Raw genomic sequence first — 11,949 nt, forward strand, 5'->3', positions numbered from 1 at the left:
GTCGACCACGGGCGGCGAGGAAAGGGGGCTCCTCGCCGGCCGTGGTCGACACGGGCTCGGGTAAAGACCTCGATCCCTTTTGGATCCCGTACGGAAAGGCGCTGGACGGTGGTCGATGACCGACGCGACAGTGGGTGACATGAGTGATCAGCAGATAGCACCTGTCCCTGTCTTCGAACCGCCGTACTACGCCGTGGTGTTCACCTCCACGAGGACCGAGGAGCAGAGCGGGTACGGGGAGACCGCCGAACGGATGGAGGAACTGGTGAAGGACGTGCCGGGGTACCTCGGCATGGACCACGCGCAGACACCCGGCGGCCTTGCCATCACCGTGGGGTACTTCCGGGACGCCGACGCCCTGGAGCGGTGGCGGAGCGACACGGAGCACCGGTCGGCCCAGAAGCGGGGGCGCGCCGAGTGGTACCGGAGCTACTCCCTGCACGTCGCCAAGGTCGAACGCAGCCACGGGTTCGTGAAGGAGAAGGAGAAGGAGTAGGGGAAGGGGTAGGCGGAGCATGACTGCGCTTGCATAAGAAGGGGGTCAGGGCGGGGTGCGTGTCCCGTTTCCTGTGGGGCGGGAGGCTGTGGGATCGCGGTGAGGCGCCCAGGGGAAAACCTTGCGGCGGGGCGGGAAATCCCTGGTCAGTCAGGGTTCTGTCCCGGAAGTCGGGGATCTTCCCAGGTGTTCCCTGAGAGGCTCCTGTGTGTTTCTCAGAAAAATCACAGGTTCCAGAAAGGGTGTTCTCAGAGGACGCCGACAAGGTGTCCAGCATGACCACGACCTCGCCCCAGGGGCGCACCGAACTGCTGAGGCCGGACGGGAGCCCCGTCCGCGTGCTTGTGGTGGACGACGAGCTGTCGATCACCGAACTGCTGTCCATGGCCCTTCGCTACGAGGGATGGCAGATCCGGAGCGCGGGGGACGGCACCGGTGCCCTCCAGACCGCGCGCGACTTCCGGCCCGATGCCGTCGTCCTGGACATGATGCTCCCCGACATGGACGGGCTGACCGTCCTCGGGCGGCTGCGGCGGGATCTGCCGGACGTGCCGGTCCTCTTCCTCACCGCGAAGGACGCGGTCGAGGACCGGATCGCCGGGCTCACCGCCGGCGGCGACGACTACGTCACCAAGCCGTTCAGCCTGGAGGAGGTCGTCGCCCGGCTGCGGGGCCTCATCCGGCGTTCCGGCGCCGCCGACCGGCGCTCCGACTCCGTGCTCGTCGTCGGTGACCTCATGCTCGACGAGGACAGCCACGAGGTGTCGCGCGGCGGGGACGGCATCCACCTCACCGCCACCGAGTTCGAGCTGCTGCGGTTCCTGATGCGGAACCCGCGGCGAGTGCTCAGCAAGGCGCAGATCCTCGACCGGGTGTGGTCGTACGACTTCGGCGGCCAGGCGAACGTGGTCGAGCTGTACATCTCGTACCTGCGGCGGAAGATCGACGCCGGGCGCGAGCCGATGATCCACACCCGGCGGGGAGCCGGTTATCTGATCAAGCCCGCCGCGTCATGAGCGGGCGACGACGGACGCCTACGCGGTGGTGGTCGCAGCTCGGGCCGGGACGAGCGAAACGGCCGCCGCGCACCCTGCGTACGCGGCTCGTCGTCTCCGCGGTGGCGTTGATCGCGGTGGTGTGCGCGGTGATCGGGACCGTCACCACGATCGCGCTCGGCCGGCACTTGGACGACCAGCTGGACAGCCAGGTCAAGGAGGTCGCCGGGCGTGCCGCCGGGGGCCCCGTGAGGCCGGCCGGTGACGACATGAGCCGTCGGCTCCCGCCGGACGGGTTGTTCGGGTTCGTCACCAATGGCGGCACCGAGGAGAACACCGTCGTCGCGCAGGTCAGCGGCACCAGCGGCGAGATCACCAAAGCCGTGGTCGCCAAGGAGAAGAACTCCGACAGCAAGGGCTTCGAGGGCATGACCCCCAAGGACCTCGACGCCGCACAGACCGCCGCTCTCGCCTCGGTGCCGAAGACCGGAACCCACGACGTCGACATTCCCGGACTCGGGGAGTACCGGGTGCAGTACGGCAAGGGGAACCGGGGCAACTTCTACGTCGCCCTGCCCACCCAGTACGTCACGGAGACCCTCAACACCCTCGTCATCGTCGAGCTCAGCGTCACCGGTGCCGGGCTCGTCGCCGCCGGTGTCGCCGGGTCCGCGCTGGTCGGGGTGGCCCTGCGGCCGTTGCGCAAGGTGGCGGCCACCGCCACCCGTGTCTCCGAACTGCCCCTGCACACGGGCGAGGTCACCCTCAACGAACGGGTGCCCGAGTCCGAGACCGACCCGCACACCGAGGTCGGACAGGTCGGGGCCGCCCTCAACCGGATGCTCGACCACATCCACGGCGCGCTGCACTCGCGGCAGGAGAGCGAGACGCGTGTCCGGCAGTTCGTGGCGGACGCCAGCCATGAGCTGCGGACACCCCTCGCGTCCATCCGCGGCTACGCCGAACTCACCCGGCGGGGCCGGGAGGAGATCGGGCCCGAGACCCGGCACGCGCTCGGCCGCATCGAGTCGGAGTCCGGGCGGATGACGCTGCTCGTCGAGGATCTGCTGCTGCTGGCGCGGCTCGACGCCGGACGGCCGTTGCAGTTCGAGCGGACCGATCTGATCCCGCTGGTCGTCGACACCGTCAGCGACGCGCGGGCGGCCGGGCGGAGCCACAACTGGCGGCTCGACCTGCCGGACGCGCCGGCGCCGGTGTCGGCGGACGCGGCACGGCTTCAACAGGTCCTCGTCAATCTGCTGGCGAACGCCCGTACGCACACTCCGCCCGGGACCACGGTCACCGCGCGTGTGCAGCGGCGCGGGCCGTGGATGTGCGTGGACGTCGAGGACGACGGGCAGGGCATCCCCGAGGAGTTGCTGCCGCACGTCTTCGAACGGTTCGCGCGCGGGGACTCCTCCCGGTCCAGGGTGTCCGGCTCGACCGGCCTCGGGCTCGCCATCGTGCAGGCCGTGGCCGACGCGCACGGCGGTGCCGTGACCGTCGACAGCGTGCCCGGCAGGACCGTGTTCACCGTGCACCTGCCCGTCCTCGGCGGGCCCGGCCCCCTGCTCGACGACGCCGCCAACTGGCAGCTCGACGGCCTGGACCACGACGCCGACCCGGATGCCGGCCCGAACGCCGACCCGGACGCCGGAGACGACGCCGACCAGGAGCTCGCTCAGGACGTCGGCGGCGTCGGCCAGGACCTCGTGGACGCCGGGCACCGGCCCGCACCCCGGCACCCGGACTCATAGGCACAGCACAGCGTCAGCACACGGGCATAACAGAGCGGGTCGCGAATCTACGTGTCATGCGAACCGACTCTTCTCCCGGCACTCTGCCGGCGCGGGAGCACCTCCCGGCCACAGACGCCGGTACGCCTGTCCTGGACGTAGTGATCCCCGTCTACAACGAGGAGAAGGACCTCCAGCCGTGCGTCCGCAGACTGCACGAGCACCTCGCGCGGACCTTCCCGTACGCGTTCCGCATCACGATCGCGGACAACGCGTCCACGGACACCACCCCCCAGGTGGCCGCGCGGCTGGAGGCGGAGCTTGCGGAGGTCAGGTCCTTCCGGCTGGAGCAGAAGGGGCGCGGGCGGGCCCTGCGCGCCGTCTGGTCCGCCTCCGACGCCCCGGTCCTCGCCTACATGGACGTGGACCTGTCGACCGACCTGAACGCCCTGCTGCCGCTGGTGGCCCCACTGATCTCCGGCCACTCGGACCTCGCCATCGGCTCCCGGCTCGCCCGTTCCTCGCGGGTGGTGCGCGGCCCCAAGCGGGAGTTCATCAGCCGCGCGTACAACCTGATCCTGCGCGGCTCGCTCCAGGCCCGTTTCTCGGACGCGCAGTGCGGGTTCAAGGCGATACGGCGGGACGTGGCGCAGGTGCTGCTGCCGCTCGTCGAGGACACCGGGTGGTTCTTCGACACCGAGATGCTGGTGCTCGCCGAGCGCGCCGGGCTCCGGATCCACGAGGTGCCGGTCGACTGGGTCGACGACCCCGACTCGACCGTCCACATCGTGAGGACGGCCACCGACGACCTCAAGGGCGTGTGGCGGGTCGGCAGGGCCCTCGCCACCGGGTCGCTCGCCCTCGACCGGCTCGTCCGCCCCTTCGGGGACGACCCCCGCGACCGCGACATCGAGGACGTGCCGCGCGGCCTGGCCCGCCAACTCCTCGGCTTCTGCGTCGTGGGCGGCCTGTCCACCCTCTTCTACCTGCTCCTCTACAGCGGCTTCCGCACCCTCGCGGGGTCGCAGACCGCCAACGCGCTCGCCCTGCTCGTCTCGGCGATCGCCAACACGGCGGCCAACCGGCGCCTCACGTTCGGCGTCCGGGGCCGGGCCGGCGCCGTCAGGCACCAGGCGCAGGGCCTGGTGGTGTTCGGCATCGGCCTCGCCCTCACCAGCGGTTCGCTCGTCGCCCTGAACGCGGCCACCAGCGACCCCGCGCACTCCACGGAACTGGCCGTCCTCATCGCCGCGAACCTCGCGGCGACGGTGCTGCGGTTCCTGCTCTTCCGGGCCTGGGTCTTCCCCGACCGGCGTGACAGCGGCACGCCGGCCCCTCCGTCCGACCACCAGGCCGCCGGGTACGCGAGCACGGCCGCGGTCCGACCGGGGCGGCCCGGCCCGTACGCCCACCAGGACCGGTTCCAGCCGACGGCCCACCCTCCGACCGCGGCCCACCCTCCGACCGCGGTCCACCGCCCGACGGCGGCCCACACCGCGCCGCGTGCCGAGTACGCGACAGCCCCGACAGTCCCGACAGTCCCGTACGGGACCACCCCGTACCCCACGACCCCGTTTCGCGCCGGTGACGCCGCGGACCGCACCTGGGGCGACGCGACCATGCGGATGCGGCCGGTGCGCCCGCACGACCAGGATTCGAGGAACACACGATGACCACGCACTTCGACACGTCGACGCACCAAGGGGGCGCGAGCCCCGCCGACCCCGGCTGGGGACCGCCCACGACGAGAACAGACGTCCAGGGGGCGGACGTCGCGGACACACCGGGCACGCCCACGGAACCCGGCTCGGGTGAGCCCCGGGGGCCCCTCGGCCGGCGGATCTGGCGCGGGCGCCCGGAGGACAACCGCTGGGTGCGCCCCGGCTTCCTCCTCGCCCTGCTCCTGATCGGCGGCCTCTACACCTGGAACCTCACGGCGTCCGGGTACGCCAACTCCTTCTACTCGGCAGCCGTGCAGGCGGGCAGCCAGTCCTGGAAGGCCCTCTTCTTCGGGTCGCTGGACTCGGCCAACGCCATCACCGTCGACAAGCCTCCGGCGTCGCTGTGGCCGATGGCCCTGTCGGTGCGGCTCCTCGGCCTGAACTCCTTCGCGATCCTGTTCCCGCAGGTCCTGATGGCCGTCGCCACCGCCGGAGTGCTGTGGGCGGCCGTACGCCGTCGCTTCGACGCCACGGCCGGTTTCCTCACCATGGCGGTGTTCGCGCTCACGCCCGTCGCCGCGCTGATGTTCCGCTTCAACAACCCGGACGCGGCCCTCGCGCTGCTGATGGCCACCGCCGTGTACTGCACCCTCCGCGCGGTGGAGAAGGCGCAGACGAAGTGGCTGGTCTGGGCGGGAACCGCCATCGGCCTCGCCTTCCTGGTGAAGACCCTCCAGGCCTTCCTGATCCTGCCGGTGCTCGCACTCGTGTACGTCGCGTTCGCCCCCGGCACCTGGAAGAAGCGGCTCGGCCAAGTGTTGCTCGCCGGGCTCGCGATGGTCGTCTCCGGCGGCTGGTGGGTCGCGATCGTCGAGCTGTGGCCGGCCTCGTCCCGCCCGTACATCGGCGGCTCGCAGAACAACTCCTTCCTGGAGCTGACCTTCGGCTACAACGGCCTCGGCCGCATCAACGGCGAGGAGACCGGCAGCGTCGGCGGAGGCGGTGGGGGCGGCAACGGTGGCGGCAACTGGGGTGAGACCGGCTGGGACCGGATGTTCGGCTCGAACATCGGCGGCCAGATCTCCTGGCTGATCCCGGCCGCGCTGATCCTGCTCGGCGCGGCGATCTGGGCGACCCGGAAGCTGCGGCGCACCGACGGCGCCCGCGCCGCGTTCCTCCTCTGGGGCGGCTCGCTGCTCATCACCATGGTGGTGTTCAGCTTCATGCAGGGCATCTTCCACGAGTACTACACCGTGGCCCTCGCCCCCTACGTCGCGCCGCTGGTCGGCATGGGCGCGGGCCTGCTGTGGGAGCGGCGCGCCGAGGTGTGGGCGTCGCTCACCCTGGCCGCCGCGATGACGGCAACGGCGGTCTGGGGGTACGTGCTCCTCACCCGCTCCTCCGACTACCTCCCCTGGCTGAAGTGGGTCGTGCTGGTCGGCGGTCTGGTTGCCGCGCTCGGCCTGGTCTTCGCGGCCCGGCTGGGACGTCAACTGGCCCTCGCGGTCGTGGGCCTGAGCTTCGTCACCGCGCTGGCCGGTCCGACGGCGTACACCCTGACCACGCTGGGCGAGGGCCACACCGGTTCGATCGTCACGGCCGGCCCGTCCGTCCAGGGCGGCCGGGGAGGCCCCGGCGGCGGCATGGGCGGTGGCCCCGGTGGCGGCGGGATGCCGGGCCAGCAGGGCCAGAACAACCAGCAGGGCGGCCAGAACGGCCAGAACGGCAACGGCCAGAACGGGAACGGCCAGATGGGTCAGCCCCCGACCGGCGGCTTCGGCGGAGGCCCGAACGGCCGGCAGGGCCAGCAGAACGGCAACGGGTCCACGCAGACCCAGCCGCAGGGCCAGGGCAACGGCCAGACCCAGAACGGTGACGGCGGACGGATGGGCGGCGGCGGTGGCGGCGGCATGGGCGGACTGCTCAACGGCGCGAGCGTCAGCGACGAGGTGAAGGAACTGCTGGAGAGGAACGCCGGGGACTACACCTGGGCGGCCGCCGCGATCGGCGCCCAGAACGCGGCCAGCTACCAGCTCTCCACGGGCGAACCCGTCATGGCCATCGGCGGCTTCAACGGCACCGACCCGTCCCCCACGCTCGCGGAGTTCAAGAAGTACGTGGCGGAAGGAAAGATCCACTACTTCATCGCCGGCGGCTCCCGCGGCGGCATGGGCGGCGGGAGCAACGGCACCTCCGCGCAGATCAGCTCCTGGGTCCAGGAGAACTTCGAGACGGTGACGGCCGACGGTACGACGTTCTACGACCTGACGCAGGCGAAGTAGGCGCGGCCGACGAGGAGTGGGGCGGGCCGCCTACTTGCTCGGGGGCGCGGGTCGGTGGGCGGCTGCGGGTGCGCCGGGGCTGTTCGCGCAGTTCCCCGCGCCCCTGACGACACTCGCTGCGCTCGCGCCTTCTCCGGGGCGACGCGCAGAGCGCCCGGTGCGCGGGGCAGCCCTTGCCGGGCTGCCCCGCGAAGACGCTCGCTGCTCTTGAGGTCTCCCCAGCGCCATGTCCGAAGGCGTTCGCTGTTGTCGTCTCCCTCGCGCCATTGCCGGAGGGCTTCGCCGCTGTCGCCTCTCCCGTGCCGTCCTGTGGAAGGCGCCCACTTGGTGCTGCCTTCCCCGGGCCGCCCTCGAAGGCGATCGCTGTGCATGCTGACTTCCCTGCCCCTGACGAAGATCGCGGTGCCTACCGCCTCCCCGGGCCGATGCGGCGCCTGGCGTTCGCTGTGCGGGTCACCTTCCCCGGGCCGCCCCGCAGGCGTTCGCAGTCGTCGTCTCCCCCCGCGCCCTCATGGAGGCCCGCGGCGGCGACACCGTGGAGGAGATGCGCGAACGGGACTTCGCCTACGCGCTGGACACGCGCATCCCGGCATCGAGGCGATGGTCGAACGCGGCTGACTCCCCCTGGGCCGACTCCCCCTGCGCTGACTCCCCCTGGGCCGGCGCCCTCGGCCCCGGCCGGAGGGTTCCCGGTCCCGGCCCTCAGTCCCCCTCCACCAACCGTGCCGGGAAGCCCCCCGTCGCCACCGGGCCCCAGCGGTCCGGGGTGATGCGGATGATCGACTTGCCCTGCTTGACCATGGCCTCGCGGTACTCGTCCCAGTTCGGGTGCTCACCCGCGATGTTGCGGAAGTACTCCACCAGCGGCTCCACCGACTCCGGGGAGTCGATGACCTCGGCGGTTCCGTCGATCTGGACCCAGGGGCCGTCCCAGTCGTCGCTGAGGACGACGACGCTGACCCGCTCGTCCCGCTTGGCGTTGCGCGTCTTGGCGCGCTCGGGGTACGTGGAGACCACGATGCGCCCGGAGTCGTCGACACCGCAGGTCAGCGGCGAGGCCTGCGGCCCTCCGTCGGCCCGTCGGGTCAGCAGGAGCGCCCGGTGCCGGGGGCGTACGAAGTCGAGGAGCTCGTCGAGGGAGACCTTGGTGTTGGTCGCGATGTTCCGTGCCATGCGCACAGCGTAGAGCCGGGGTGCCTGAGGGAGCGGGCCACCCGCCGCCCTCATCAAGCCCCCGGCAGGCTCTCCCCCTGCACCGCCTGGACGTCCAGTTCCACCTTCAGGGTCGTGCCGATGGCCGCGATGCCCGCCTGGAGGACCTGGTTGTAGTTCATCGCGAAGTCCTCGCGGCGCAGTTCCGTCGTCGCCCGGAACGCGGCACGCGTGCCGCCCCACGGGTCGGGGCCGGTGCCGAGGTACGCCAGGTCGAGGTCGACCGGGCGGACGACGCCGTGCAGGGTCAGCTCGCCCTGCACCGTCCAGCGGTCCGGGGCGACGGGGGTGAGGCCCGTCGACACGTAGGTGATCTCCGGGTGGCGTTCCACGTCCAGGAAGTCCGGGGAGCGCAGGTGGTCGTCGCGCATGCCGTTGCCCGTGTCGATCGAGGCGGCCCGGATCACCGCCGTCACACGGGACTTGGTGCCCTCGTCCGGGGGCGCGGCGATCTCGATCGAGCCCGAGAAGTCGGTGAACCGCCCGCGGACGCTGGAGATGCCCAGGTGCTGGGCGACCGCCGCGACGGACGAGTGGGCCGGGTCGACGGTCCAGGGGCCGGGCGGCGGGAGTTCGGTGCCGCCGAGCCGGGCGAGGGTGACCGTGCCGACCTCCGCCCGGCCGCTGGCGGTGACCAGGGCGCTCGACGCGACCGGCCCGTAGCCGACGGCCGTGACGATCACCGTGTACGCGCCGGGCGCGAGCGCCGTGGGCTCGTGGACCGCTCCCTCCGCGTCGGCCTCGGCCCGCATCACCTGCGTACCGGCCATGTCGGTCACCGTGACGACCGCGTGCGACACGGCCCAGCCGTCCCTCGTGCGGATCCTCGCGGTCAGTCCCATGTGCGCGTCACTCCTCGGATACGACCGGTCGGCGGGGCGGAGACACCGCCCCGCCGACCGGGTGTGAACTACTCGCCGGGGTGGGCGAGTTCGATGTCGTGGCCGTCGACTCCGGTGCCGGCGACCGTCAGGGCCGTGGCCACGGGCGGGTACCCGGTGGCGATGACCGTGTAGTCGCCGCCGTCCAGGTCGGCGAAGGCGTACGCCCCGTCCGAACCGGTGGTGGCGGAGGCGACGACGTTGCCCGCCGCGTCGACGAGCGTCACGCGGGCGTCGGCCAGCGGCCCGCCCGGCGCCCGGACGACCCCCCGGAGCCGGGCCCCGGCCTCCAGGTCGACCTCGACGCGGGTGACGCCGGTGCCGCCGACCTCGACGGGCAGGGCGCGCGGACGGAACCCGGCGGCGTTCACCGCCACGGTGACGGGACCGGGCACCAGCTCCCCGAAGCCGAACTCGCCCTGCTCACCGGTGGTCCCGGTGGCCAGCACGTCCCCACGCACATCCGTCACCACGACCATCGCGTCCTTCACGGGCAACGCGACCCCTGCGGCCCGCACCACACCGTTCAGCCCGCTCGTGCCGCTCAGCAGGATGTCGTACGCGACCGGCTCGCCGTTCACGACGATCGTGGACGCCTGCGGCTGGAACCCGTCGGCGGCGGCGATCAGCACGTACGACCCGGCGCCGGGCGCGTCCACCGCGTAGACCCCGTCGGCCCCCGCGACCGAACGGCCGAGCTGTCGGCCCCCGAGCGAGATCAGCGTGACCGCGGCCCCCGGCACGGGCGCCTCCTCGGCCCCGCGCACATGCCCCCGCACGGGCACCCCGCCGCCCACCGACGCCGGGCCTGAGCCCGAGGCGGCGGCCGGAGCGGCTGCCGAGGCGGCCACCATCGAAGCCGCATCGGCCGTGGCGGAAGCCGCAGCGGTGGAGGGAGCCGCGACGGAAGGAGCCCCAGCCCCAGCCTCAGCCGCACTCGCACCCGCACCCGCAGCCGCACTCGCACCCGCAGCCGCACCCGCAGCCGTACCCGCACCCGATGCCGGTGCCGCACCGGCCGTCTCCTTCTCCGCCGCCTGGGCGAGCGCCCCGTGGGTCCGCAGCGGGACCTCCTTGATGAAGACGGAGAAGACGAGCGCGAGGACGGCGAAGGGGGCGGCGTACAGGAAGACGTCGCCGATGCCGTGGCCGTAGGAGCTCTCGATGACCGTGCGGATCGGCGCGGGCAGCGCGCCCAGGTCGGGGATCTCGCCGTGGCCCATGGAGGAGCCGGACACCCCCAGCTTGGCGAGGCCCTCCTCCGCGTAGTGCGTGATCCGGTGGCTGAGGACCGCGCCCAGCGCGGACACGCCGATCGCGCCGCCGAGGGAGCGGAAGAAGGTGACGGTGGAGCTGGCGGCGCCCAGGTCGCCCGGGGCCACCTGGTTCTGCGTGCACAGCACCAGGTTCTGCATCATCATGCCGACGCCGAGGCCGAGCAGCGCCATGAAGACCGCCACGTGCCAGTACGGGGTGTCGTACCGGAGCGTGCCCAGCAGACCGAGACCCGCGGTCACCAGCACACCGCCGGCGAGCAGCCAGGCCTTCCAGCGGCCGGTGCGGGTGATGACCTGGCCGGAGACGGTCGACGAGACGAACAGACCGGCGATCATCGGGATGGTCAGGACGCCGGACATGGTCGGCGACTTGTCACGGGCCAGCTGGAAGTACTGGCTGAAGAAGATGGTGCCCGCGAACATCGCGACACCGACGAAGAGCGAGGCCAGCGAGGCCAGGGTGATCGTCCGGTTGCGGAACAGCCGCAGCGGGATGATCGGCTCGCTCGCCTTGGCCTCGACGAGGACGAACAGCGCGAGCAGGGCCGCCGTGCCGCCGACCATCGCGTACGTCTGCCAGGACACCCAGTCGTACTTGTCACCGGCGAAGGTCACCCAGATCAGCAGCAGGCACACCGCGGCGGTGATCAGGAGCGCGCCCGCCCAGTCGACCTTGACCTTGCGCCGGACGACGGGCAGGTGAAGGGTCCGCTGGAGCACGATCAGGGCGATCACCGCGAAGGGCACGCCGACGTAGAAGCACCAGCGCCAGCCCAGCCAGTCGGTGTCGGTGATGACACCGCCGACCAGCGGGCCGCCGACCATGGCGGTCGCGAAGGTGGCACCGAGGTAGCCGTTGTACCGGCCGCGCTCCCGCGGGGAGATCATCGCGGCGAGGATGATCTGCGCCAGCGACGACAGGCCGCCCATACCGACGCCCTGCACCGCGCGGAACCCGATCAGCATCCCGGCGTTCTGGGACAGTCCGGCCGCGGCCGAGCCGAGCACGAAGATGACCAGCGCCAGCTGGATCAGCAGCTTCTTGGAGAACAGGTCGGCGAGCTTGCCCCACAGCGGGGTGGACGCGGTCATCGCCAGCAGCGACGCGGTCACCACCCAGGTGTACGCGCTCTGACCGCCGCCCAGGTCCTTGATGATGTCGGGCAGGGCGTTCGAGACGATCGTCGACGACAGGATCGCCACGAACATGCCGAGCAGCAGTCCGGTCAGCGCTTCCATGATCTGCCGGTGCGTCATCGGAGCGCCGTCGCCGTGCGAGGCCCCCTTGGCGGGGCCGTGGCCGTGCTTGGCGTGAGCCCGCACACCGGCTGGTGTGGTCGTTGCCATGGGCTTCCTTCTCTTACGTGGTCTTCGCGGGTGTACGGGGTGTGGTGGGTGTCTTTCAGGGG

The 11,949-nt window shown here is 71.9% G+C and carries 8 protein-coding genes and 1 pseudogene; 6 read left to right on the forward strand and 3 right to left on the reverse strand.

Translation table 11 applies throughout. The annotated features are described in order from the left end of the window. Positions 1-139 precede the first annotated feature (139 nt). From AOK15_RS24840 to AOK15_RS47215, 6 genes and pseudogenes are all read left to right on the forward strand, one after another. Complete coding sequence (locus tag AOK15_RS24840; protein WP_107099512.1) at positions 140-496, forward strand: antibiotic biosynthesis monooxygenase family protein; 357 nt, start codon at positions 140-142, stop codon at positions 494-496. Positions 497-771: 275 nt separating this feature from the next. Next, entirely contained in the window at positions 772-1,512 is a 741-nt protein-coding gene (locus tag AOK15_RS24845; RefSeq protein ID WP_055520545.1) for a response regulator transcription factor, read from the forward strand. After that, entirely contained in the window at positions 1,509-3,248 is a 1,740-nt protein-coding gene (locus AOK15_RS24850; protein WP_079058681.1) for a sensor histidine kinase, read from the forward strand. Before AOK15_RS24845 ends, AOK15_RS24850 begins: the two co-directional genes overlap by 4 nt. A 56-nt stretch (positions 3,249-3,304) precedes the next feature. Further along, on the forward strand, positions 3,305-4,900 hold the full coding sequence (locus AOK15_RS24855) for a bifunctional glycosyltransferase family 2/GtrA family protein (RefSeq protein ID WP_055520538.1): 1,596 nt from the start codon (positions 3,305-3,307) through the stop codon (positions 4,898-4,900). Then, positions 4,897-7,170: an ArnT family glycosyltransferase gene (locus AOK15_RS24860; protein ID WP_055520540.1), complete on the forward strand. Its 2,274-nt coding sequence runs from the start codon at positions 4,897-4,899 to the stop codon at positions 7,168-7,170. The genes AOK15_RS24855 and AOK15_RS24860 overlap by 4 nt, the downstream gene beginning before the upstream one ends. Positions 7,171-7,675: 505 nt before the next feature. Further along, a pseudogene (locus AOK15_RS47215) lies at positions 7,676-7,788 on the forward strand (TetR/AcrR family transcriptional regulator); the annotation flags it as partial. 84 nt (positions 7,789-7,872) lie between these two features. On the opposite strand, the gene AOK15_RS24865 reads toward AOK15_RS47215, so the two are convergent. The 3 genes from AOK15_RS24865 to AOK15_RS24875 all read right to left on the reverse strand — a co-directional run bounded on the left by AOK15_RS24865 (position 7,873) and on the right by AOK15_RS24875 (position 11,797). Continuing rightward, positions 7,873-8,343, reverse strand: coding sequence for a PPOX class F420-dependent oxidoreductase (locus tag AOK15_RS24865; RefSeq protein WP_055520542.1), 471 nt, complete (start codon positions 8,341-8,343; stop codon positions 7,873-7,875). A 53-nt stretch (positions 8,344-8,396) separates the two neighbouring features. Continuing rightward, positions 8,397-9,224 (reverse strand): YceI family protein, encoded by an 828-nt coding sequence (locus AOK15_RS24870; RefSeq protein WP_055520544.1) that lies wholly within the window; start codon positions 9,222-9,224, stop codon positions 8,397-8,399. Positions 9,225-9,292: 68 nt separating this feature from the next. Beyond that, a complete protein-coding gene (locus AOK15_RS24875; protein ID WP_055520547.1) occupies positions 9,293-11,797 on the reverse strand; it encodes an MFS transporter in 2,505 nt (834 codons plus the stop codon). Positions 11,798-11,949 lie beyond the last annotated feature (152 nt).

The organism is Streptomyces ossamyceticus, from assembly GCF_001418475.1.
GTDB lineage: Bacteria > Actinomycetota > Actinomycetes > Streptomycetales > Streptomycetaceae > Streptomyces > Streptomyces ossamyceticus.